Here is a 22,236-nt window from a genome sequence, read left to right on the forward strand (position 1 = left end):
AATGATATTAAAAAGTAAACTGTCTTAAAATATTCGCATTTTATAATTGCTCATATTAAGTCTTCATTAAATGGAACCTCTATGTTAAAGATTACTGTCGTTAGTTGGATTGTGTTGCCTTTTTTATTATCTGCTTGTGCTAGTGCCCCAATGACACATTCTGAATCGCGAGGCTTTGTCGAGTATGGTAAAGCCAGCTACTATGCGGCTAAATATCAAGGTCGAAAAACTGCCAGCGGAGAGCGCTTTAATCAACATGCCTTAACCGCTGCACATAAGCGTTTGGCATTTGGGTCTAAGGTTAAGGTGATTAATCTAGCAAATGGTAAGAGTGTGGTGGTGAGGATAAATGATAGAGGGCCTTATAGCAGTGGTCGTATTATCGATTTGAGTAAGGCTGCTTTTAAACGGATTGCTAGTGTTCATAAAGGTGTTATTAATGTGAAAATCATTGTGTTATCTTCAAAATAGTCTCTTAAGGGCGCTAATGGCTTTTTGGGGGATTTATGTGAGAAAATTTGGATGATGTATTTCAAGGTAGTTTTCTAGTTTATCTGTTGTCATTGGGTGGGCAAAAAGCCAGCCCTGCCCCATCGCATCGGTTGATAAAGAGGTGAGGTAGGTTAATTGTTCTTGTGTTTCTATTCCCTCGAAAACTACCGTAACATCGAGCTTTTGAAGCATAAAAAAAATCGCGTTGAGCATATTTTGATTGATGGACTCCGTACCGATAGACTGAGTAAAAATTTTATCCACTTTAATTTCATTAGGTCGTATCTTGCTTAGCCAAGACAAATTCGCATAACCTGTACCAAAGTCATCTAACGAGATTTTATAGCCGGCTTTAGTGAACTCAGCGACAGACTTTTCAATTAAATCAACCCCATCATTTGTTCGTTCGGTGACTTCGAAAATGACTCTATCATGGGCAATATGATAGAGTTCAGCTTGTTTATTAATAAAACATAAAATTTGACCTTGCGATATGTCCTTCATTGATAGGTTAATGCTTAGGCTTATGTCTGGGTATTTCTTCATGATAGGCGACATGTCTTGAAAGGCACGATGAACCACCAGATGGCTTAATTTTTCCATGAGATCGTGTTTTTCGGCTAAATCGATAAAGACATCAGGAGAGACTCTTCCAAAGGTTTTATCGTGCCAGCGAGCGAGTGCTTCTACTCCTGTTATCTCATGTGTTACAAGGCAGAGTTTGGGTTGGTATTCTAGGTAAATATCACCATTATTAATGGCTCTTTTTAAATGTTGTAATTGCGACCTATGCCTTGTGCTAGATAGAAATAAGATATAACTTAAAGTTAGCCCAGAGATAGTACTCACTATAATGGCGATTAATAAATTACTATCTGATGTGCCTAATAACCCCATTTTATTATTTTTAATAATAATGCATTGATCTTTATTTGCACAGGATTTTTTTGTCATGCTCGTTAAAGTGGTGCCCGTTTTTGCCTTTATTAAGGTCTCAGGTGATATGTTACCATAATGTCTAAAAATATAGTTAAATGTTTTCAGTTCAAAGGCGACATTGTTATTTTTATTTAATTTGTAATAATATTTATTAAATAAATCTTTTTTTATTAAAATTAATGTGTGGCCAATGCTAAGCATGTTAATGATAGTGTTTTTTGTAATTGGATCAGGTGTATTTTTCCAGTGTTTAAAGTTTTTTGAAAATATTTTTGACTCTTTTTGTAGAGAAATTGGATTTTTTAGTGTTCCCCAGCTAGCAGAGCAGATAATTTGATTTTTTTTAATGTGAGCAATATCTTTAATGTACTTGTCTCTCCATAAAGCTCGTCTCATTTTATTAAGGTTTTCTTGTGAGCAAAGAGGGCTATTGTCTGATTTTGCACTAGATAAAGCGGACATTATCTCGCTATTTAGTATTCGGCTTTCTAATCCCATTTTATCTAAGTCAGAGTTGAGGTTTTTTTTATCTTCATTGAATAAAAGGAAATGAATAAGTGTCAGCGTAATTAAAAAACCCAAAATGGCAGGAATCACCAAGAATAATAATCGATAGATTTTTTTTCGTTTTATACCAAGTGAGAGGAGGTGGGGCTGGGTCATCCGTTTTTGGGCCTATGAGAGAATATCTATTTTTTTTGTGATTGTAAGAAAGTGTATCTATTTTAAATATATTTTTGTTTATTTGATCGTTTTTTTACAAAAAATTACATTTTTTTCAAAATCCTTCTGCTTTGGCCTAACTATGTCGTTTACGATAAGTGGTTCTTTTTCGCTAATGAAAGTTAAGAAGTTGTCCAATGCAATTGACTGTCGATAGTGTTTTAACTCTGGAGATGGGCCAGAATAGACGTCTATTTGACGAGTTAGCTAGTACGCAGTAAGTGCTTCTTTGCTAAAGCTCGAACAGAATCTGCTCAATATTTGTTCTTTTTTAGTGTTTTTTGTTGATTGAGTCGCCTTTATTTCTAGCAGTTATGTCTGACTTTAAGGGATAATAGTCAAGCTTACTGTATTGATAATTATTATTATGTTCATTTTTTGGGGGCGGAAATGGTTTTGTCGGAGTTAACAAGGGGTCAAGAAGCAACTATTCATCATGTGTCTCACCCGCGTGATGATATGCAAATACAACTCAACGCATTGGGTTTTGATCCTGGTGAAACGATAAAACTATTAATGAAAGCCCCCTTAGGAAACCCCCTTCAAGTGAAAGTTGGTGCTACTTTGATTGCTATCCATACGGACGATGCTCAGCATGTACATTTGTGTGATGGGGATTGCGAGGGACACGACGAATGAGCCGACATATTACGCTAGTCGGTAATCCGAACACAGGTAAAACCACATTATTTAACAAGCTTGCTGGTACACGACAAAAGGTGGGTAACTGGGCAGGTGTGACCGTTGATTGTAAAACGGGCTTTTTTTCTTCTGATCAACAGCGTGTCGACATGACAGACTTGCCTGGCATTTACAGTTTTGCAACCGAATCCGGTGGTATTGACGAAGCGGTGGCGCGCCGCTTTTTGAATGCGGGGGATTACGATGTCATTATCAATGTGGTAGATGCCACCAATTTAAAGCGTAATCTCAAGCTAACAAAAGAGTTGATTGCCTTGGGTCGTCCAATGATTGTCGTCCTGACAATGACGGATTTAGCTCGCAAAATGCGTATTATGCCCGACATTGCGAGTTTAGAGGCCAATATGGGGGTCCCCATTATTGATGGTTACGAATTATCGGTGAATGACCTCCAATATCATGTTTGCCATTTAGTAAACGAGTTAAAAGGCAAACCGATAAACGCAGAGCCAAAGCCAATCAAAGATTGGTTGTCCGGTGTGATGAAGCAGCAGGCAAGGGCACAAAATACCACTGAATTGGTTGACCGTATTGTGCTTCATCCGTGGTTGGGGATTCCTATCTTTTTACTCGCCATGTATGCCATGTTTGCCTTTGCGATTGGTGTGGGTAACTTATTTGTTGATCCAATTGATTCTCTTGCTGGTTATTGGTTTGTGGCGTTTCCCAGTCATTGGATGGCGCAAGTGGGCATCCCTCATTGGCTGATTATCGTCATCGCGGATGGTATTGGCGGTGGGGTGCAGTTGGTGTCTACCTTTGTACCCGTGATCGGTTGTTTATACATTTGTCTGAGCATTCTTGAAGACAGTGGCTATATGGCGCGAGCGGCCTTTATTATTGACCGAGTGATGCTGTCGATTGGTTTGCCGGGACAAGCCTTTATCCCCCTGCTATTGGGCTTTGGTTGTAATGTGACTTCCATTATGTCTACTCGCAGTTTATCGAATCCCAAACAGCGTATGCTCACCATGGCCATGGCACCCTTTATGTCCTGTAGTGCTCGTTTAGCGGTTTATGTCATGTTCGTTTCTGTTTTCTTTCGGGAGCACGGCGGTTCTTTGGTATTTGGTTTGTATTTACTGGGTATTGCTATGGCTGTCGGTACGGCATGGATTTTCCGCAAACAGCTTTTTAAAGACGTGCAAGCTAGCTCCTTTATGGAAATGCCTCACTATCATCGTCCTCGTTGGGGGAATGTTGGCTTGTCTAGTTGGCACAAAGTTCGAGGCTTTGTGATCCGTGCAGGTAAGACAATTGTGGTTGTTTCTGCCATCTTAACAATATTAAACTCAGTGCCTTCGTGGCGCTCTGTTGCAGACGGTGGAAAACCATCGGCCTTGGCAGAGGTAGGACAAGTCATTACCCCCGTTTTCTCTCCGATTGGTATGGGAGATGGCAACTGGCCTGCTGCTGTCGGTGTTTTTACTGGTGTGCTAGCAAAAGAAGCGGTAGTGGGTACCATGGATGCGTTATATACCAATGCGGCAGGGGGCAGTGTAGGAGGAGATTATGTGTCTCCACTGGTAAACCTAAAAGAAGCGGGCTCAATTTTATGGGCAAACCTTAGCGGTGTAGTGAGTACATTGATCGACCCATTAGGCTTGTCTGCTGTGTCTGAAGCGCAAACCGAAACCACCTTATCGCCAGGACACCAGCGCATGGTGTCGTTATTTGATGGCTGGCAGGGCGCCTTCGCCTACCTTGTTTTTGTCTTGCTTTATACGCCATGTGCAGCGGCGATTGGTGCGTTGGTTAAAGAGGGCGGGTTATTGTGGACGGGGGTCGTTGTTGGTTGGAGCACATCCGTTGCATACGTGGGCGCGGTATACAGTTTCCAGGTACTGACCTTTGCTGACCACCCGATGGAGTCCTTGCTTTATATCGCCCTTGCCAGTGTATGGATTGTGCTTTTTGTGCTGGGCTTGAAATCGTGGATCAAACCTAAGATGGATAAAAGTATCATAGCGATTGGCTAAAATTCGTTTCGAGTTTGAAAAGCGATCTAAGTTATAGGTCGCTTTTCCATTTTGGTTTTATACTAGCGACTTCATACATAGGTCTCTAATAGGATTATTTTTGCAAGCATATCAGGCACGTTATCAATCTTTTCAGCCAACGTTAACGAAGGCGGGGCAAGAGCAATTTGGATTAAAGTTACAAATCCATAAACCCTGTTTCGTCTTGTCGGATGACGTGTATGCTTTTGTTGAAGTAAATACCGACTATCCCACTCGGTATCCCATCGTACCTGATGGTACTAATATTTTGTTTTTCTCTGCGTGTAGAGAGCTATTTGGAGGAACTCAATCTTCCATTTTAGATGTACCTTTAAATGCATTGGATGGACCCTATTTTGGTATCTGGTTTCAGCCTGGAAAATTGCGAAGTTTTTTTAATGTAGATGTCTCTGAGGTCACTGATCAGCTCGTCCCATTGGATTTTTTAGACAGCAAAGTGTTCTTATCTTTGCAAGAAGGCTTATATGAGAAAGCATCTTTTAATGATCGTGTTAACTACTGTGAAAATATACTGATAAAGCATACTCGATCGATATCTTTTCCTGATAAATTAAAACGCGCTCAGAATATTATCTATCAAGAATGTGGCAATATCAGTATGGCGTACTTATCGAGCCAAGTCGGTTGGAGTCATCGTCAGTTGAATCGACAATTCCTATTGCATACAGGGCTGACTAGCAAGGCATTTGCTCAGACCATTCGTATTAATCATTTTTTAAAGCGTTGCTCGCAAGGTGATGCTCCGTATCTTCATCATGGATTAGATCTTGGCTTTTATGACCAATCGCATCTTCTAAGAACCACGGCTCAGCACAATGTAATGTCGCTTTCTCCTGTTTCCCAGCAATTCATGTCCAATTTTTACAAGCCTCGCTCCTAGGCAACTTCCATACTCAACGCAACGGGTTCTAAAAAAAGCATGAGGTGAATATGAGGTTTTCTAACACGGATATTATTGCTATGTCAGAAGGGGATTTCTTTGGTGAGGGCAACGCACAATTGCCTAGTGATGAGATGTTAATGATGGATGAAATTTCACATATTGACGATTTTGGTGGCCAATACAATAAAGGCCTATTGATCGCGAACTTAGCCATTCGTCCTGATCATTGGTTCTTTGCCTGCCATTTTAAAGGAGACCCTGTCATGCCGGGATGTTTAGGCTTGGATGCACTTTGGCAATTATTGGGCGTGTTTTTGGGTTGGTCTGGTTTACCCGGTAAAGGCCGTGCATTAGGCGTAGCGAAAGTACGCTTCTCAGGGCAAATTTATCCAGACGCTAAAAGCATTGAATACCAAATTCATATTAAACGTATTATCAAAAAGCCCTTAGGAATGGGGATTGCTGACGGTTTTGTCTTGCTCAATGGTGACGTGATCTACGAAGCAACGGATCTGAAGGTGGGATTGATAAAAGGCTAGGGCAGAGATCAAAGATATTTGGCATTGAGGTTTTTAAGTGTTACGTGACAAACACTCTTTTTGGCGTTCAATGCATTGCTAATACCAAGCATCGTAGAATACTAGAACCCTGCTTAAAAATAATAAGTTAGGAATTTGAGACAAGAGGCCTAACATTGCCTTCATTATTACTTTTCTATGAATGATTATTCACTTCTTGAAAGCCTTTATAAAGTAGCTCTGTAGCGGCTTATGAGACTATCTGTTTCTGGTCTTTGTTTATTAGAGAATTATAGGCTTTGTATTTTCATGTAACAGCACCTCGCTATTACGAATCTCTGTTCTACAGTTTAAGGATCTCATTTCACATCATCAATATCAAGGTGGCGGGTATACCATGAAAAAAGCTCTATTATTTACTACTCTTATTTCTATTCCTTCTATCCTTTTTGCTAATGAATTTGAAGGTCAGCTAACTGAATTAGCTAATACTCAAGTACGAGAACTGGTCTCGTCTCCTAAAGTTATAGAAGCGGTTGAAGTGCAGAATCAGCGCAATGCGCCTCTATCACAAAGCGATATTGATAATTTAGACCAACAATGGCGTGCAGAAGTAAGTTCTGCTGATCAGCCTCTCATATCTAAAGTGCTTGGTAATCCGCTATCTGCTTATTTGATGTCTGCCCAGGAAAAAAGTGATGGGCTTTATACTGAGATATTCATTATGGATAACAAAGGCCTTAACGTTGGTCAGAGTTCCGTTACGTCTGATTACTGGCAAGGAGACGAAGCGAAGTGGCAACAAACGTTTCTCAAAGGGTCTGGCGCCATATATGTTGGTGATGTAGAGGAAGATGAATCAACGCAAACTTTCCAATCTCAGATTAGCTATACCATTAGTGATCCCAAAACTGGCGAAGCTATCGGGGCAATTACGGTCGGAGTCAATATAGACCAAATGTAGAAACTGGTCATATTGATAGAGGAATGGTATGAGTATTCGTTATATATTGATTCTAAGCTCTTTTCTGGTTGTAACACTGGCAATGGTCATTATGACCGCCATTATGTGGCAAAGCAGTACAGATGCTTTGAGACAGGCAAGCATAAATAGCCACTATAGAACGTCCAATACGATTGCTGATCAGATTGCGACATCTGTGCGTTTTAAGAAAGAGAGTTCGGTTAGTAAAAAGGTTGGGCCATATCTGGAAGAATCAAAAAATGATTTAAAAGAAGTCAGTGTGTTTCTCGCTGATGGAGAGTTACTTTACAGCTCCTTGGATGGGAAAGTCGCTCCTATTGCCGTCGACGACATGGCATTTAATGATGGAACAGAGATTGCGCAGCAAACGGGAGCCGAGTTATCTCTAGTTACACGTCTAACCTCAGGCAAAAGCGATAGTGTGGTGGGTTATGTTCGCTCAAATTGGCGTTACAGCTCTGTCATTGCGTTAGAAGAGTCATTATTGACAAAAGCACTGCTGATTGGCGGTGGTATTCTAGTTGTGACTTTACTCGGTTTGTTTTTAATGATTCGTCAGGTTCTAGAAAAGCCTATCAAGCGTTTTACCTACTTAACAGGGGAGCTATCTTCGGGTAACGGTGACCTATCACAGCGTATTCATTACGATAGTTCTAATGAGTTTGGACAGTTGGCACATCATATCAATACTTTTATCGAGAAATTGGAAGGATCGTTTACCGGGCTACAGGGCAGTGCGGAGAAAGTTTCAAATGTGTCTATTAGTCTTGAGCGCAATGTTGAGCAGCTAGAAGAGAAGATCCGTCTAAGACGTGAAGATATCAAAGAGACTTTAGCTTTGGGCAATGAGCTACAGCACTCTGTAGATTCTGTTAAAGAAAGAATCGAAACCGCCTCGGAGTCTTTAGAGCAGGCTGTTGAAGCAGCGCAACAAGGTCAAAGTAAATTGCAGGAGGCGGTTGAAAGAAATAGGCAACTAGCGAAAAGTACCAAATCGGCCTTCGATATTGCTGATACTCTCAATAAACAAGCTGGTGAAGTCTCCGGCATTCTAGAAATCATCCGCGATATTGCAGACCAGACGAATTTATTAGCGCTAAATGCTGCGATTGAGGCGGCTAGAGCAGGCGAAACAGGTCGAGGGTTTGCTGTGGTAGCTGATGAAGTACGTTCTTTGGCGGAGAAAACGTCCAATTCAACCGATCAAGTAGAGGACATTCTGACGCAACTTTTGAATTACGCCACTGACCTTGTTGGCTCCATGGAGCAAGGGTTGGATAACTCTACGGTTTGTGTTGAAGCAACAGAAGAAGCATCTTCTTATATAGAAGATATTATTGAAAAGGTAAGCAACTCTAATCGCTTGAACTTAGATGTCGTACAAACGAATCAGCAACAGCATAAATCTATGGAGCATATGTCAAACAGACTGATTGATTTAGATCGGCAAATGGATGACTTGTTTCATGATAGTCAGCAAATGACGGAACATAGTAAAGACCTTCTGGAAAATGCAGAGTCTACTAAAGATAGCTTGTCTTCCTTCAGTACGCGCTAATCGCTTCTTCGAAGAGTACCGAGACAAAGCTAGATTGAAGGAAGAGTTAGAGCATATTTTCGAAAATTAGTTTTAGTTCCCACAGAAAAGCACCGCCAGTCGGTGTTTTTTTGTGTCTGTTCCTCTTGCTTCCCTATCTCAAAATCTATAACGTACTAGTACGCGAATACAAAGTTCTTTTGAAAGAATTACAAAGAGTGCAGCCTATGCAGGACTTGATCCAGTTTTTATCCGAAGTCGATGATGAAGTGGTGTTGGAGAAGCGTTTAAAAGTACTACTGACACCGAGTGAAATTAGTGAAATGGTGAGCCGTTTGAAGATCATTGCGTTGTTAGACGAAGGCGTGCCACAGAGAGACATTGCGAAACAATTAGGCGTAGGTATTGCTACTGTGACCCGTGGTTCCCGAGCATTGAAGGAATTAAAAGAGATATGAGTCAATCTAATAAAAAGCCGGAGCGTATCACGCTACCGCGCAAACCTAAGTACATCACTATCAGTTCAGATTGTGATTTTTTTGATTTATTTAAAAAGGTTGAGAAGCGTTTCGACAACTGTTTTATGTTGGAATCTCTTGGTGAAGAGAGCTTTATTTCCCGCCATTCTATTATTGGTTTTGATCCTGAAAAATTGATCTGGGCACAAGACAAGCAGCTGTTTATTCAAGAGCGCGATGGCTCGACAGAAGCTTACGAGTCTGACAATCCATACTATTTGCTGCGTGATATCGTGCCTCAGAATATTTTGTCACGAGGCTTTGCAGGTGGGTTAACCGGTTATCTTGGTTACGACAGCATGAATTACTTCGAGCCTACACTGGATCTGCAATCGAGCGACATGTTTGATGCGTTCCGCTTTGGTTTGTTTAAGGATGGCTTGATCTACGACAAAATGACGGGTGAGCTATTCTACTTTTATTACGATGACAATCGAGTAGAACTGGTGAACCACATGATGTCAGAACCAACGCCCGAGAATGGGGCTTTTGTGGTCACGCCGGCGGGGGAGTCCATGAGTAAAAGTGACCACGCCGATGCCGTCGCCAAAGTCAAAAAAGACATTATTGATGGCAAAATCTTCCAATGCGAAGTGGGCTTTAAAATGTGGTTCGACATGGAAGGCGATACCATTAACTTGTACGAGCAATTGCGAGAAGTGAACCCCTCGCCACAAATGTATTACATCAAGTTTGGCGAGCAAAAAGTCATTGGTGCCAGCCCCGAGTTACTATTCCGTGTACGCCAGGGGGAAATGGAAACCTTTCCACTAGCGGGTACAGCAAAACGTGGCGTGGACGAAAAAGAAGATGTGGCTTTGGCTCGTGCTTTGTTGAACGACCCCAAAGAAATTGCTGAGCACAATATGATTGTCGATTTACATCGTAATGATATTGGCCGTGTGGCGCGTTTTGGTACGGTGAAAGTGCGTAGCTTGATGGACATTAAACGTTTCAGTCACGTTCAGCATATTTCCAGTGAGATTGTCGGCATTATGGCAGAAGATCACGATATGTTCTCGGCCTTAGCGAGTAATTTTCCGGCGGGGACCTTGACGGGGGCGCCGAAAATCGAAGCCATGAAAATCATCGACGATTTGGAAAATGACGGCCGAGGCCCTTACGGTGGCGCGGTTGGCCAGTTCTCTTTTAATGGCGATTGTATGTTCGCGATTCCCATTCGTACCGTGTTTGCTAAGGGTAACAAAGCCTATGTGCAAACCTGTGGTGGTAATGTATATGACTCAAACGCCGAAGACGAGTATGAAGAAATTCAACGTAAGTTTGCTGGTACCCGCCGTGTACTGGAAAGCTTTGCGCCAGCGAACCATCAAGCTAAGGTTTAAGGGAAGGTAACATGAAAGTTTATATTATCGACAACTACGATTCCTTTACTTACAACCTATATCAGTTTATTGGTGAAGTGTTGGAAACCGAAAAAAGTCGTGGCGATATCAGCGCCTTCGAAGTGATCGTGAAGCGTAATGATGAAGTGACCTTAGACGACATTCGCGATGCGGCGCCCGATCGCATTATTATTTCTCCAGGGCCGGGTTCACCAGACGATAAAGCATATTTTGGTGTGTGTGCCGATGTGATTTTAGAATTTGGCAAAACCATTCCCTTAATGGGGGTTTGCTTGGGGATGCAGGGTATTTGTCATGTATTCGGTGGTAAGGTTGTGAAAGCGCCCTTACCAATGCATGGGAAGACTAGTCCGATTACCCATAATGGACAAGGTATCTTCCATGACATTCCAGACCAACTAGAAGTAATGCGTTACCATTCTTTAATTGCCGAAGCGGAAAGCTTTCCTGAGGTGTTAGAAGTCACCGCGTCGGTTGGCGACTTGCAACTAGCGGATTTTAATAATCTAGCAAGGATCCATCAAGGCGGGCAATTCGAGCTGATGGGTGTGCGCCATAAGGAATACCCGATCCAAGGGATTCAATTCCATCCAGAATCCTTTGCGACAGAAGGCGGTAAGGATTTGATTAAGAATTTCTTATTTCAGGTTTGATAGGAAAGACATAGTCTTTGATACGATAAAAAGCAGCGTTCGGTTATAGGCACTGCTTTTTTTTTGAATTGAAAATATAGTCTTAAAGCTATATAGTTTAAAGGCTATTATTTTATGTAAAAGGGAATTTATGTGGAGTATAGAAACAACGGATGTGTTCGATGAATGGTTTGAAGCTCTGGACGATATTGATAAAGAAAACGTGTTGGCAACATTGCTTTTGCTACAGCAAAAAGGACCGCAATTATCTAGGCCTTATGCAGATGCTGTGAATGGCTCAAAGTTCGCTAATATGAAAGAGCTAAGGACGCAAAGTAAGGGGAACCCTATACGCTCGTTCTATGCATTCAATCCAAGCAGAACTGGTATTTTATTGTGTGCTGGAGAGAAAACAGGGAAAGATAAGCGATTTTATGAACAGATGATTCCAGTTGCTGATAAAGAATTTGAAAAGCATCTACTGGATCTAAAAAGTCGAGGTGAGTAATGGCTAGAACACTTGATAAATTAATTTCAGATCAGAAGCCTGAAATAGTAAAAAATGCTCGTAAAAAGGCGGATGATATGTTGCTTGGTATTCATCTCGCCCAGTTGCGTGAACGCATGCAAATTACTCAAGAGGATATGGCAAACACCCTAGGCGTGAAGCAGCCAACGATTGCTGGCATGGAACGCAAAGGCCGAGATGTTAAATTATCTACTTTGAAGCGCTATGTTGAAGGCGCTGGTGGTAAACTAACCGTGGATGTTGAATTGCCCGATGGCAGCCATTATGGGTTTAACTTATAAAATTGAGTGTGCGCTCAGGCGCTTACTTGAAAGGATGCAGTTAATGAAAATGACTTTTGGTTTCACAAATATATATTTCCTAGGTGATGAGCATTTCGAACAGCAAAATTGGAATAAAATTAGTTTGATCTTGGCGGCTATGAAAATGAGTTAGTGTGTAATATTTATAAATCTGCTTTGGCAAATGTTAGTACAAACAGTATTGCTTAACAAATTCTACTGCACTGATGCTCTTAGCTATTCGTTCCCGCTATAAACGCTAAATCACGCCTCAGATCAATCAAAGGGCTTTTATCTCTGGTAAAAATACTCCGATGGGTCTATTTGATAAGAAGAGCTGACGGTTATGGGCGTGTTGTCTATGACTGTGAATAGGTTTGGTTGCTAAGAAGGAGAAGATTATGAATCTTAAATCATTGTTGGCAAGTGGGGTTGTTGTATTGTTAATGTCCAGTTTGCCGATTGCTGCTTTTGGTGAAAGTTATGGCGCGGCGGGAGCGAAAAGTCTGTCTGATAAATCGTTTACTCTAGAGCAAATGTTGCGTTTTGCGATTGAGGATGAATATCTCGCAAGAGGAGAGTATCAAAAGATTATCGAGACGTATGGCAGTCGTAAACCTTATAGCAATATAGTAAAAGCGGAGGAGCGTCATATTTCTTGGTTAGAGCCCCTGTTCACAAAGTACGGCTTTGCTTTACCGGCGGATAAAGGAATGGAAAGTGCGGTATTGCCAGCTACTTACCAGGAAACCTTCCCCATTGGTGTTACCGCTGAAGTCAATAATATTGCTATGTATGAACGCTTTTTAAAACAGGATTTACCGAGTGATGTTAAGGATGTGTTTATACGTTTGCGTGATGCCTCAAAAAATCATCTAGCGGCGTTCCAAAAGTTTCAAACTAGGTTTCAGTAAGTTATGGAGAGGCTAGCGGAGGTTAGCCTCTCTTGATTTCAGATTTGTCTAATTTCTTAATTTCTTAATTTCTTATTTCCCCTTTTATCCATTGCCAGGCCCGACCAATCCATTCATAAAAGGCTCGCTCACTTTTGTGCGCGGCAGTGGCGTTAATTTGCCAATCGCTTTGTTCTGATCCTAAAAACATAGCGGGGGCAGGGAAGACCTTAATTCCTGCTCGATGGAAAAAGATCACCGCCCGTTTTAAATGGGATGCTTCTGTGACTAAGGCGACACGTTTGTCCTTTAAGTGCGGTGCCATCATGTTGGCTTCGTCTTCGGTGTCTTTTGCTAAAGGGAATATGGTGATGCGATCTGCGCTAACCCCTAATTCTATTGCGGCTTCTCGCATCAGCTCCGCATGGGATTTGCCAATCCCACCAGAATATCCCGAAACAAATAATTGCGCGGCGGGATTAGCTTTTAAAATGCGTATTCCTTCTTCAAGTCGAAATAAGGCACTGTTTCCCAGTTCCATTACTACTGGCGTGTTGGTGAGGCGTTTATGGGCACTGCCAAGCACGACCACTACATCCACAGGTTGCTGAATATTAAAGACGGGGTAATCGTGTTCCACAGTGGCAATAAGGCGATTGGCGACGGGACTCCAGCTGGTCAAGCCTAATAATAGTATCGCGCAGCATAACAAGAGTTTGGCGATTCTAGGTCGCTTATTGATCAGAAAAAAAGCAAGGCTCATGATCACCAAGGTGAGCGGAATGGGCATCAACATCATGCCGATGAATTTTTTACAATAGAAAAGAATAAGGCTCATGTTGTTTGTCTTGATGGAAAACGCCATTCTACAAAAGACGAATAGTAAAATCAGTATGATCTCTTATAAGATGAGACCTTTGCACGATATGTTAGAGGCCATTTACTAAGGAAACACCATGTATGCCATTCACCAAGCCGTTTTACCAAGGGATAACGAAAAAGTACTGTCTATCTTCCGTGAATACATTGCTGCGGCGCCAGTCAACTTGGATTACCAGCAGAATGAACAAGAGTTTGAACATTTGGCAGACAAATACGCGTTGCCTGATGGGACCGTTTTACTGATTAAAAAGCAGGATGAAGTTGTGGGCTGTGGTGCTTTTCGTCGAGTGGATGAGACTGTCTGTGAGATGAAACGCGTCTATGTACGTCCTAGTGAACGCGGCCATCAATTAGGTGAGAAGCTGGTAACTCAGTTAATACAATACGCAAAGGAAAGTGGCTACCAGCGCATGTGCCTTGACGTATTAGAAAAGTTTGAGTCAGCGAGGCGTTTATATGGTCAGTTGGGTTTTAAGCCATGCGACCCTGTGAGTTACAACCCCATTCCAGGGACACATTTTTTAGGACGCAATCTATGATAAATGAGCGTGACTTATTAGCCTTAACGCCAGTGCCTCAAGAAGTCGATTGGTGGGCGCCTCGTCATGAACAAAAGCTGGCAGAAAAAGCCGCAATGGGTAAAGTGGATTTGGTGTTTCTTGGTGACTCCATTACTCAAGCATGGGAAGAGGAGGGGGCGGATGTTTGGGAAAAATTTTACCGTCCACGAAATACATTGAATCTTGGCTTTAATGGCGATAAAACAGAAAATGTTTTGTGGCGTCTTGAATACGGAGAAGTTGATAATATTCAGCCTAAACTCTTGGTCTTGCTGGTGGGAACGAACAACACTGGTCATCGCCAAGATGCGCCCGAACAGACAGCATTAGGTATTAAGACAATCCTTCAGGTGTTGGCTAACAAGCTCCCAAACACGAATATTTTACTGTTGGCTATTTTTCCGCGTAGTGCCAAATCCACGCAAAAACTGCGTCTTCTTAACGATAGTGTTAATGCCTTGATTCAGGGCTATCAGGATAATGAGCGTGTTTTCTACCTTGATATTAATCAACACTTTTTAGATGACAAAGGGCACTTGAGTCGTGACATAATGAGTGATTTTCTACACCCTAATGCCAGTCAGTATGCCGTTTGGGCAGATGCAATCGAGCCTTATGTTGATAAGCTGATGACGGATGTTAAAAGAGATGATGGTTAAGGAGAAGTTATTTGGAGTTTCGTAAGTATCACGCCCTTGGCAATGTGTATTTAGTGGTGTCACCAGAGTCGTTTCTAGATGAGCCCTCTGCTTTAATAATTAAGAATATGTGCCATAAGCATTACGGAGTGGCTTCTGATGGTGTATTGATTGGCCCACTTCCTTCTAAGGTCGCGAATTTTGGGTTGCGTATTTTTAACCCTGATGCCAGTGAAGCAGAAAAAAGTGGTAATGGTTTACGGATTTTTTGTCGCTCCTTGTGGGATCTAGGTCTTGTCAAAGACAAGCCGTTTACCGTTGAAACCAAAGGCGGTGTGGTAAAAGCACAAGTGTTGGAGGAGGGGCGTCGAGTCAATGTCGAAATGGGCAAGGTGTCTTTTATGAGCCGAGACATTCCAGTATGGGGTGAGCCCCGAGAAGTCTTACTGGAAAATTTAAATGTCATGGGGTTGAACCATGTGTTCAGTGCGGTGACGATTGGTAATCCCCATTGTGTGATCCTGAGCGAAGCACCCACCGAGACCATGGCAAAAGAGTTTGGTCCATTGATCGAACACCATCCTGATTTTCCGAATCGAACGAATGTGCAGTTTATGCAAGTGATTGACCGCAATCATATTGTGATTGAGATCTGGGAGCGTGGCGCAGGCTATACGCTGGCCTCTGGTAGTAGTAGCTGTGCGGCGGCGGCCGTGGCATACAAGTTAGGGTTATGTGATTCGTCGATTAAAGTGATGATGCCAGGAGGGCAAATAGACATAGACATTGCTGCGGACATGACTGTCTCGATGAGCGGGAGTGTTACGTCAGTATGTCATGGTCAGATTGATGGTGAGTGTTTATCTCAAGTGTTCCATTAGCAACGCTGGCAATATCGTGAAATGGTCTCTATAAACTATTTCCCCTTATTTATCTGCATAACGCCTCATAAGAGAGTAAAGTAAAGGTACGACAATCATGTTGTGGGCTTTTGAGCCTTGCTGGAAATAGGGAATCCAAAATGCGCGCTTTACTTATTTCAATAACGACCTTGCTTTGCAGTGTTCCCTCGCTTTATGCCGCTGAGAATTGGTATAAACCACCTGTGTCTGCAACATGGCAATGGCAGTTAGATGGGGTCGTTAACGAAGGCTACAATGTGGATCTATATGATATTGATTTATTTGATTCCCCCGTTGCGCTGATTCAACGCTTGCACGCGTCAGGTAAAAAGGTGATTTGTTACTTTTCGGCGGGTTCTTATGAAGATTGGCGACCTGATGCGGCTGAGTTTGCCAAACAGGACTTGGGGAAAACGCTAAAAGGTTGGAATGATGAGCGCTGGTTAGATATTCGATCTGAAAACGTACGAAGCATCATGCTAAAACGTTTAGATCTTGCCGTAAAAAAAGGCTGTGATGGGGTGGAGCCTGATAATGTGGACAGCTATCGAACGAATACGGGCTTTTCATTTCGCCAATATGATCAATTAGCTTTTAATCGCTTTTTAGCAAAGCAGGCCCATGAAAGAGGGCTGGCAATAGGGTTGAAGAATGACCCTGATCAGGTTCGGGCATTAGTTAGCGATTTTGATTTTGCCGTTAACGAGCAATGTTTTGCTTTTTCAGAATGCCGCTCTTTTACTGCTTTTATTAAACAAGGAAAACCTGTACTGAATGCGGAATACCGAACCAGCTATGTGAATAATGCTGAAGATAGAGCGGCCATGTGTAAGGAATCTTTGGCTATGCAGTTTAGTACGTTAATTTTGCCAGTTAAACTTGATGATTCTTTTCGTATAAGTTGTCAGCCCTAAAGTGAAAAGAGTCTGAGATATTTTTGTTGGAGGTAAGCTGAATATGACACCGACTACCCATCCTATTTTCTGGCGAGATGCTGCTTTGCCTTATATTGAGTTACGCCAAGTTCTGGAGGGGGAAAGGGTACGTTATTCTCCTCATACCCATCAAGAGTGGTCGATCGGTGCCGTTCTTGATGGGCAAAGCGAGTTCTTTTCTGATGGCAGGCTTCATCAAGTAAAAGCAGGTAGCTTGGTGTTTATGAATCCGAATGTGGTGCATGCTTGTAACCCCCGTCAAGATTCCCCTTGGGCCTATTATATGATGCATATAGAGCCAAGTTGGCTGGCGAATGTGCTTTATCTGCATGGTTTAAGGTCTGTGGGCGATTGGCAAAATACTCGTCTGGATACTTTGACGATACCGTCTTTTTATCAAGACTTTGTTGCTTTATGCCAAGCTATTATGTCCCATCAGTTGACCGTTATGGAAAAAGAAGGCCTACTCATTGACTACTTTGTCGCCTTATTTCGTTATCTGGATACCCGCGATGGCGGAGAGGAAACCTTGTTACCACCGAATCGACTGTATCTTGTGGCGAGCTATTTAGATCAGCACTGCTTAGAAGAGATGTCGTTGGACCTTATTAGCGAGAAATTTGGCTATAGTACAAGTTACTTAGTTCGTGCTTTTAAGCGTCATTTTAATATGACACCCCATGCCTATCGTTTGAATCGACGGGTTCAACTGGGAAAACAAGCTCTTAAACAAGGTCAGGCGATTTCTTCCGTGGCGCAGACGGTGGGATTTAGTGACCAAGCGCATTTTCAGCGTGTCTTTAAACAGCGAGTGGCTGCAACACCGGATCAATATCGCCGTTCCATGTCATCTTAAGTCTTATTAATCTCAGAGGATTAGACCACGAGTAACAAGCAGCTAGCCGCCAATAGAACGGCAAGTGTTTTGTTCATCAAACGCATTTTTTCGGGGCTTTGAAAGTATTGTCCAAGCACGATGCCGATCCAAACCCACACTCCTAAAGATAACCAGCAAATAGGCAGATATAAGCCAGCAAAGGTGACAACTTCGAATGCTTTTGCACTGGGAATGTAAGCGGCGATGCCTGAGAGGGAAGCCAACCAGGCTTTTGGATTCAGCCACTGCATGACAGCGCCCGTCATAAAGGTAGGCGCGTTTTTATGACCATCAGCGTCTAATCGCCCATCATCTATGAATAATTGATAACTTAGATAAAGCAAAAACATGATGCCTAGCCATTGTAATACTTGAGTAATCCAAGTCAGCTGACTGATCAAATAATGTAGACCAAAACCAATTACTAAAAATAAAGCGACAAAGCCCAGTGTCGCGCCAGTAATAAATCGTAATCCTGTTTTAGTACCGTAGCGGGCACTGCCACTTAGTGAGACAAGGTTAACTGGACCAGGAGATAAAGATGCCGCTAAGGCGAACAATGACATAGAGGTGATTAGAGATAAGGTCATAGCGTATTCCAAAAGAGTAAAAGTCGATGACGACTATCCCTTTTGTTATCTTTCGAGTATTGAACAAAATTGACCTTGAGATTGGTTTGGAAGGATTTATAGCGACAAAGCTTATGTGTTAATTTTTCTGAAAAGACGGTGTACAGGTGCTCTGGAAAGGTGCAATCTAGCCATGATGAATCGTTTGGTTCCTGTACAGGAGGAATAGAAATGTCATTTCGAGTGATTAAAGGATCTTTTCATATTGTCGGTTATTCGCCAGATGGCGACTCTGTTCGCTTCAAAGCGGATGACTTAGCGCAGTGGAATTTGTTAGAAGGAAGTAAGGTTCGCTTAAATAAGCATGATCATGCTCAACTGCGAATTGAAGCCATCGATACCTTAGAAACCCATTATAAAAGTGAGCATCAGCCTGCTGAGTGGGCGGATTCTGCCACGCAATATTTATTGAAGTTACTAGGAATTAAAAATACTCAGTGGAATGACTCTCGAAGTCGAGTGGTGTCCGCAGACGATGGTGTCCCAGGTTATATTATTACGCGCATGGCCGAGCGTTATGGACGCCCTGTGGCATTTGTGTTTGCTGGCGAAACAGAATACGAAGACGGACAGGCTATCTTTCTGGATAACCGCATAGCAAAAACCTCGATAAACTTTAAAATGTTAGCAAAAGGGTTTGCTTATCCGACGTTTTATGATGGGCTTTTCTATGATTTAAGAGCACGTTTTGCCAAAGTGGCGATTAAAGCAAGGGCAGCTAAAAAAGGCGTATGGAGTGAGGATAAAACCAACAGTTCTATTAAAATAGAGTCGCTAAGCGACCTGACGGATGAATACGTGATTTTGCCTAAGTTGTTTCGTCGACTCGTCACTTATATGAAAGCCCATGATAGCTTTGATGCCCACGCCTTTATTGAGTCCTTGAAGGAGAAACAAGAAAAAGTATTGGTGTTGAGTGATTTGCATTTTACTCATTTCGATAACTTGATAGAAATCGATGAAAAAGGCCGCATTAAATTAGCACAAGCGCCAGAAAACTTAGTTTTCTTGAGTTAGCCCATATATTAATAGTCAGTAAATTTATGAACGATAGGAGTTCAGTTTTATGATTCGTCATGTGCTATTTATAAAGTTTAAAGACAGTGCCACCCATGAAGATATTTCGATTTGCTTCGGCAATTTTGAGGCAATTCAAACCAAGGTTGACGGAATTGAATCGGTTGAATGGGGCGAAAACTCCAGTGTGGAAGATCGTAATAAAGGTTATTCCCATTGTGTATTGATGACGTTTGTTGATCAAGGTTCCCTTGATCATTACCTGCCACATCCAGAGCATATGGCGTTAAAGGCGCAGCTGGGACCCATTATGGAAGATATTATTGTGTTTGATTACGAGCTGTCATAATGGTCGCGTTATTCGCTAAAAAACCAGACGTATGTCTGGTTTTTTTGTATTGAAAGCCCCCTATTAGGCAGCATAAAGCCAGTAATAAGCGGCACTAGCGATTAATATAACGGCCATGTGTTCTTTCTCCCGATGGTCAATACGTTATCAGTTTTCACTATGTGTTTAGTATACGTAGTGGGAATATGACGTGCTATAGAATGGCATTTGAATCAATAATTGATCCAAATGTTTGAATAGAATCTGCCAAATTTTTGTCATAAATGGGATTAATTGTAAAATTGGCAAAGAGATGGACTCTTTCGTCTTAGCGCTTAGCTTTGCCCCTGTGACAGTCAAATAGGGATGTGTTTCAAAGCTAAGTCCGACAGGAGCTTTGGTTGTATGCAAAGGCCAGTATCAAAAAGCCCGTCACTCAATGAGATTTTGAGGACGGGCTTTTTAGTTGGATAAATAAACCAATCCGCTATTGGTTTATTTTTTTAGCGATCGAGTCAATTCACTATTTTGCTAGTTGAGCCAGTAATTTTTCTGCTACAAGCTCAGAGCTCGCTGGGTTTTGACCTGTAATCATTAAGCCATCTTGCACGGCAAAAGGTGTCCAGCTGTCTGCATTTTGGTAGTCTGCTCCGCGCTTTTTCATCTCGTCTTCAAGCAAGAAGGGCACCACATCGGTAAGCTGTACCGCTGCTTCTTCGCTATTGGTAAAGCCTGTGACAACTTTGCCTTTAATGAAGTAGTCACCTTTACTGTCTTTAATGTTTAAAAACGCACTTGGGGCGTGGCAAACAGAAGAAATTGGTTTGTTTGCTTGGATAAAGCTTTCAATGAGTGCAATAGACTCTTCGTTATTGGTTAAATCCCATAGTGGGCCGTGACCACCTGGGTAGAAAATGGCATCAAAATCATCTTGTTTCATATCGCTCAATTTATGTGTGTTGGCGATGACATCTTGCGCTATTTTGTCTTCATAAAAGCGTTTGGTGGCCTCTGTTTGGGCATCCGGTGCTTCACTGTTTGGGTCAATGGGCGCTTGGCCGCCTTTCGGCGTTGCAACCGTCACTTCGGCAGCAGCATCAACAAAGGCGTAGTAAGGTGCGGCGAACTCTTCTACCCAAAATCCTGTTTTGTGCCCTGTATTGCCCATTTCTGAGTGAGAAGTGAGAACCACTAAAATTTTATTCGTACTCATCATTATGACTCCTTGTTGGTGTCGTGAGACTTTTGCACGACTACTGCGCTTGCCAATACTTTGTTAAAAACAGACTCAAAATGCTCATTTATAAGTATAAACTCCGTTTTTTCGTCTTTTTTTTCCATGTCTTGGCGTCGCTCATGACATCGTGCAAAGGTCTCGTCGTATTGACTATTAAGTTGTGATCAGTATAGAGGGCGTTTAGTGATTTGAATACAGGGATAAAGTTGACTTCATTGATCTAATAATTGATACAATTGGTAGGTCAATTTCAGTCAAGGGGCATGTGTGGACATTTCGTTCGAGCAGTTAAAAAGTATGGTGGTGTTTGCTCAAGTGGTAGAGCAAGGCAGTTTAACTTCGGCCGCGAAAGCGATGGGAATTTCTCGCGGCGTGGTGAGCTATCATTTGAAGAAGTTAGAAGATCAGCTTGGGGTTGTGTTACTTAATCGTACCACTCGTAGTTTGTCGCTAACCGATACGGGAGAGGCTTATTATCAGCGTTGTCGTACCATTGCTTTTCAGGCTCATGAAGCCAACCTACAAATAGAACGATCAAAACAAGAGGCCGTAGGTAAGTTAAAAATCACCTGCCCGGTGAATTTAGGATTGCAAGTTGTGGTACCTGCCTTGAATGAGTTCCGTCGTTTGTATCCTTTGATTGAACTGGATGTATCATTAAGTGATGAGGTCGTTAATATCATTAAAGACGGAGTAGATCTTGCTATCCGTGGTGCGCCATTGGCCGACTCTGGATTACAAGCTAGTATACTGGCCTCGTTTGAAACCTATTTATGTGGCTCGCCTGAGTACTTTCGGAAGCGAGGAACACCTGTTCAACCTCAGGATTTGTATGATCATGATTGGGTTGTGTATAAGCAGGCAGCGAATTCCGTCCATCTGAGTCAAGGATCACGTTCTTATAGTTTATCAGTAATGGGCAAGGTCAGTACCAATAATGCAGCGGCTAGGACGATGTTTTTGGAAGGGGGAAATGGTATAGGGCGAATTCCTGTTTACGATGCCAAGCCTCGTATTCAAAAAGGTCTGTTAAAGCGTATTTTACCAGACTTTCGCTGTACTGATATTGATGTATACGCCGTGTTTCCACCAGGCTCTTCCAGTGCAAAAAAACTGCGTTTGCTGGTGGATTTTTTAAAAATAGAATTCGAGCGTATTACACGTGCTTTGTGAAGGGGAAAAGTAGTAGGGGAGCAAAACGGTGAGAAAGG

At 42.2% G+C, this 22,236-nt stretch carries 25 protein-coding genes; 21 read left to right on the forward strand and 4 right to left on the reverse strand.

Annotation, left to right across the window (positions count from 1 at the left end; all coding sequences use genetic code 11):
* Positions 1-81: 81 nt before the first annotated feature.
* On the forward strand, positions 82-471 hold the full coding sequence (locus tag MSP8886_RS03250; RefSeq protein WP_067012600.1) for a septal ring lytic transglycosylase RlpA family protein: 390 nt from the start codon (positions 82-84) through the stop codon (positions 469-471).
* A gap of 33 nt (positions 472-504) precedes the next feature.
* Here MSP8886_RS03250 and MSP8886_RS03255 read toward each other — a convergent pair whose 3' ends face one another.
* Complete coding sequence (locus MSP8886_RS03255) at positions 505-2,094, reverse strand: EAL domain-containing protein (RefSeq protein ID WP_067012602.1); 1,590 nt, start codon at positions 2,092-2,094, stop codon at positions 505-507.
* Positions 2,095-2,550: 456 nt separating this feature from the next.
* On the opposite strand from MSP8886_RS03255, the gene MSP8886_RS03260 reads away from it, so the two are divergent.
* From MSP8886_RS03260 to MSP8886_RS03315, 12 genes are all read left to right on the forward strand, one after another.
* On the forward strand, positions 2,551-2,793 hold the full coding sequence (locus tag MSP8886_RS03260; protein ID WP_175365255.1) for a FeoA family protein: 243 nt from the start codon (positions 2,551-2,553) through the stop codon (positions 2,791-2,793).
* The gene (gene feoB, locus MSP8886_RS03265; RefSeq protein ID WP_067012605.1) at positions 2,790-4,835 is read left to right on the forward strand and encodes a ferrous iron transport protein B; all 2,046 of its coding nucleotides are present in this window, start codon (positions 2,790-2,792) and stop codon (positions 4,833-4,835) included. Before MSP8886_RS03260 ends, feoB begins: the two co-directional genes overlap by 4 nt.
* A gap of 100 nt (positions 4,836-4,935) precedes the next feature.
* Entirely contained in the window at positions 4,936-5,757 is an 822-nt protein-coding gene (locus MSP8886_RS03270) for a helix-turn-helix domain-containing protein (protein WP_067012607.1), read from the forward strand.
* A 50-nt stretch (positions 5,758-5,807) separates the two neighbouring features.
* The gene (gene fabA / locus MSP8886_RS03275; protein ID WP_067012609.1) at positions 5,808-6,299 is read left to right on the forward strand and encodes a bifunctional 3-hydroxydecanoyl-ACP dehydratase/trans-2-decenoyl-ACP isomerase; all 492 of its coding nucleotides are present in this window, start codon (positions 5,808-5,810) and stop codon (positions 6,297-6,299) included.
* A 376-nt stretch (positions 6,300-6,675) separates the two neighbouring features.
* Positions 6,676-7,242 carry a hypothetical protein gene (locus MSP8886_RS03280; protein WP_067012611.1) on the forward strand — a complete coding sequence of 189 codons (567 nt, stop codon included), beginning with the start codon at positions 6,676-6,678 and terminating at the stop codon, positions 7,240-7,242.
* Positions 7,243-7,270: 28 nt separating this feature from the next.
* A complete protein-coding gene (locus MSP8886_RS03285) occupies positions 7,271-8,821 on the forward strand; it encodes a methyl-accepting chemotaxis protein (RefSeq protein ID WP_083200755.1) in 1,551 nt (516 codons plus the stop codon).
* 206 nt (positions 8,822-9,027) lie between these two features.
* Positions 9,028-9,258 carry a Trp family transcriptional regulator gene (locus MSP8886_RS03290; protein ID WP_067012619.1) on the forward strand — a complete coding sequence of 77 codons (231 nt, stop codon included), beginning with the start codon at positions 9,028-9,030 and terminating at the stop codon, positions 9,256-9,258.
* Positions 9,255-10,664 carry an anthranilate synthase component I family protein gene (locus MSP8886_RS03295; RefSeq protein WP_067012621.1) on the forward strand — a complete coding sequence of 470 codons (1,410 nt, stop codon included), beginning with the start codon at positions 9,255-9,257 and terminating at the stop codon, positions 10,662-10,664. Before MSP8886_RS03290 ends, MSP8886_RS03295 begins: the two co-directional genes overlap by 4 nt.
* 11 nt (positions 10,665-10,675) lie before the next feature.
* Positions 10,676-11,338, forward strand: coding sequence for an anthranilate synthase component II (locus MSP8886_RS03300; RefSeq protein WP_067012623.1), 663 nt, complete (start codon positions 10,676-10,678; stop codon positions 11,336-11,338).
* A gap of 130 nt (positions 11,339-11,468) precedes the next feature.
* Positions 11,469-11,825 carry a type II toxin-antitoxin system RelE/ParE family toxin gene (locus MSP8886_RS03305; RefSeq protein ID WP_067012625.1) on the forward strand — a complete coding sequence of 119 codons (357 nt, stop codon included), beginning with the start codon at positions 11,469-11,471 and terminating at the stop codon, positions 11,823-11,825.
* A complete protein-coding gene (locus tag MSP8886_RS03310; RefSeq protein ID WP_067012627.1) occupies positions 11,825-12,127 on the forward strand; it encodes a helix-turn-helix domain-containing protein in 303 nt (100 codons plus the stop codon). The genes MSP8886_RS03305 and MSP8886_RS03310 overlap by 1 nt, the downstream gene beginning before the upstream one ends.
* A gap of 401 nt (positions 12,128-12,528) precedes the next feature.
* Positions 12,529-13,041, forward strand: coding sequence for a ferritin-like domain-containing protein (locus MSP8886_RS03315; protein ID WP_139063077.1), 513 nt, complete (start codon positions 12,529-12,531; stop codon positions 13,039-13,041).
* A gap of 64 nt (positions 13,042-13,105) precedes the next feature.
* Here MSP8886_RS03315 and MSP8886_RS03320 read toward each other — a convergent pair whose 3' ends face one another.
* Positions 13,106-13,858 carry an ElyC/SanA/YdcF family protein gene (locus MSP8886_RS03320; protein WP_067012629.1) on the reverse strand — a complete coding sequence of 251 codons (753 nt, stop codon included), beginning with the start codon at positions 13,856-13,858 and terminating at the stop codon, positions 13,106-13,108.
* A gap of 118 nt (positions 13,859-13,976) precedes the next feature.
* On the opposite strand from MSP8886_RS03320, the gene MSP8886_RS03325 reads away from it, so the two are divergent.
* The 5 genes from MSP8886_RS03325 (at position 13,977) to MSP8886_RS03345 (ending at position 17,793) form a co-directional block, all read left to right on the forward strand.
* On the forward strand, positions 13,977-14,441 hold the full coding sequence (locus MSP8886_RS03325) for a GNAT family N-acetyltransferase (protein ID WP_067012636.1): 465 nt from the start codon (positions 13,977-13,979) through the stop codon (positions 14,439-14,441).
* Complete coding sequence (locus MSP8886_RS03330) at positions 14,438-15,121, forward strand: GDSL-type esterase/lipase family protein (RefSeq protein WP_067012638.1); 684 nt, start codon at positions 14,438-14,440, stop codon at positions 15,119-15,121. The genes MSP8886_RS03325 and MSP8886_RS03330 overlap by 4 nt, the downstream gene beginning before the upstream one ends.
* Positions 15,122-15,132: 11 nt before the next feature.
* Entirely contained in the window at positions 15,133-15,981 is an 849-nt protein-coding gene (gene dapF, locus MSP8886_RS03335; protein WP_067012640.1) for a diaminopimelate epimerase, read from the forward strand.
* 140 nt (positions 15,982-16,121) lie between these two features.
* On the forward strand, positions 16,122-16,916 hold the full coding sequence (locus tag MSP8886_RS03340) for an endo alpha-1,4 polygalactosaminidase (protein WP_067012642.1): 795 nt from the start codon (positions 16,122-16,124) through the stop codon (positions 16,914-16,916).
* A 43-nt stretch (positions 16,917-16,959) separates the two neighbouring features.
* Positions 16,960-17,793: an AraC family transcriptional regulator gene (locus MSP8886_RS03345; protein WP_067012645.1), complete on the forward strand. Its 834-nt coding sequence runs from the start codon at positions 16,960-16,962 to the stop codon at positions 17,791-17,793.
* Positions 17,794-17,813: 20 nt separating this feature from the next.
* Here MSP8886_RS03345 and MSP8886_RS03350 read toward each other — a convergent pair whose 3' ends face one another.
* Positions 17,814-18,404, reverse strand: coding sequence for a LysE family translocator (locus MSP8886_RS03350; RefSeq protein WP_067012647.1), 591 nt, complete (start codon positions 18,402-18,404; stop codon positions 17,814-17,816).
* Between the two features lie 210 nt (positions 18,405-18,614).
* Between MSP8886_RS03350 and MSP8886_RS03355 the strand changes: the two genes are divergently transcribed.
* Complete coding sequence (locus MSP8886_RS03355) at positions 18,615-19,460, forward strand: thermonuclease family protein (protein WP_067012649.1); 846 nt, start codon at positions 18,615-18,617, stop codon at positions 19,458-19,460.
* 49 nt (positions 19,461-19,509) lie between these two features.
* A complete protein-coding gene (locus MSP8886_RS03360) occupies positions 19,510-19,809 on the forward strand; it encodes a Dabb family protein (RefSeq protein ID WP_067012651.1) in 300 nt (99 codons plus the stop codon).
* 502 nt (positions 19,810-20,311) lie between these two features.
* On the opposite strand, the gene MSP8886_RS03365 is transcribed toward MSP8886_RS03360, so the two are convergent.
* Complete coding sequence (locus MSP8886_RS03365; protein ID WP_067013022.1) at positions 20,312-21,001, reverse strand: type 1 glutamine amidotransferase domain-containing protein; 690 nt, start codon at positions 20,999-21,001, stop codon at positions 20,312-20,314.
* A 291-nt stretch (positions 21,002-21,292) separates the two neighbouring features.
* On the opposite strand from MSP8886_RS03365, the gene MSP8886_RS03370 reads away from it, so the two are divergent.
* Positions 21,293-22,198: a LysR family transcriptional regulator gene (locus MSP8886_RS03370; protein WP_067012653.1), complete on the forward strand. Its 906-nt coding sequence runs from the start codon at positions 21,293-21,295 to the stop codon at positions 22,196-22,198.
* Positions 22,199-22,236 lie beyond the last annotated feature (38 nt).

It is taken from the genome of Marinomonas spartinae (assembly GCF_900089775.1).
Taxonomy (GTDB): domain Bacteria; phylum Pseudomonadota; class Gammaproteobacteria; order Pseudomonadales; family Marinomonadaceae; genus Marinomonas; species Marinomonas spartinae.

Coding starts and splice junctions, on each gene's coding strand:
- MSP8886_RS03250 (WP_067012600.1), top strand. CDS start 82: ATGTTAAAGATTACTGTCGTTAGTTGGATTGTGTTGCCTTTTTTATTA.
- MSP8886_RS03255 (WP_067012602.1), bottom strand. CDS start 2,094: ATGACCCAGCCCCACCTCCTCTCACTTGGTATAAAACGAAAAAAAATC.
- feoB (WP_067012605.1), top strand. CDS start 2,790: ATGAGCCGACATATTACGCTAGTCGGTAATCCGAACACAGGTAAAACC.
- fabA (WP_067012609.1), top strand. CDS start 5,808: ATGAGGTTTTCTAACACGGATATTATTGCTATGTCAGAAGGGGATTTC.
- MSP8886_RS03280 (WP_067012611.1), top strand. CDS start 6,676: ATGAAAAAAGCTCTATTATTTACTACTCTTATTTCTATTCCTTCTATC.
- MSP8886_RS03285 (WP_083200755.1), top strand. CDS start 7,271: ATGAGTATTCGTTATATATTGATTCTAAGCTCTTTTCTGGTTGTAACA.
- MSP8886_RS03290 (WP_067012619.1), top strand. CDS start 9,028: ATGCAGGACTTGATCCAGTTTTTATCCGAAGTCGATGATGAAGTGGTG.
- MSP8886_RS03295 (WP_067012621.1), top strand. CDS start 9,255: ATGAGTCAATCTAATAAAAAGCCGGAGCGTATCACGCTACCGCGCAAA.
- MSP8886_RS03300 (WP_067012623.1), top strand. CDS start 10,676: ATGAAAGTTTATATTATCGACAACTACGATTCCTTTACTTACAACCTA.
- MSP8886_RS03305 (WP_067012625.1), top strand. CDS start 11,469: ATGTGGAGTATAGAAACAACGGATGTGTTCGATGAATGGTTTGAAGCT.
- MSP8886_RS03310 (WP_067012627.1), top strand. CDS start 11,825: ATGGCTAGAACACTTGATAAATTAATTTCAGATCAGAAGCCTGAAATA.
- MSP8886_RS03315 (WP_139063077.1), top strand. CDS start 12,529: ATGAATCTTAAATCATTGTTGGCAAGTGGGGTTGTTGTATTGTTAATG.
- MSP8886_RS03320 (WP_067012629.1), bottom strand. CDS start 13,858: ATGAGCCTTATTCTTTTCTATTGTAAAAAATTCATCGGCATGATGTTG.
- MSP8886_RS03325 (WP_067012636.1), top strand. CDS start 13,977: ATGTATGCCATTCACCAAGCCGTTTTACCAAGGGATAACGAAAAAGTA.
- MSP8886_RS03330 (WP_067012638.1), top strand. CDS start 14,438: ATGATAAATGAGCGTGACTTATTAGCCTTAACGCCAGTGCCTCAAGAA.
- MSP8886_RS03340 (WP_067012642.1), top strand. CDS start 16,122: ATGCGCGCTTTACTTATTTCAATAACGACCTTGCTTTGCAGTGTTCCC.
- MSP8886_RS03345 (WP_067012645.1), top strand. CDS start 16,960: ATGACACCGACTACCCATCCTATTTTCTGGCGAGATGCTGCTTTGCCT.
- MSP8886_RS03350 (WP_067012647.1), bottom strand. CDS start 18,404: ATGACCTTATCTCTAATCACCTCTATGTCATTGTTCGCCTTAGCGGCA.
- MSP8886_RS03355 (WP_067012649.1), top strand. CDS start 18,615: ATGTCATTTCGAGTGATTAAAGGATCTTTTCATATTGTCGGTTATTCG.
- MSP8886_RS03360 (WP_067012651.1), top strand. CDS start 19,510: ATGATTCGTCATGTGCTATTTATAAAGTTTAAAGACAGTGCCACCCAT.
- MSP8886_RS03365 (WP_067013022.1), bottom strand. CDS start 21,001: ATGAGTACGAATAAAATTTTAGTGGTTCTCACTTCTCACTCAGAAATG.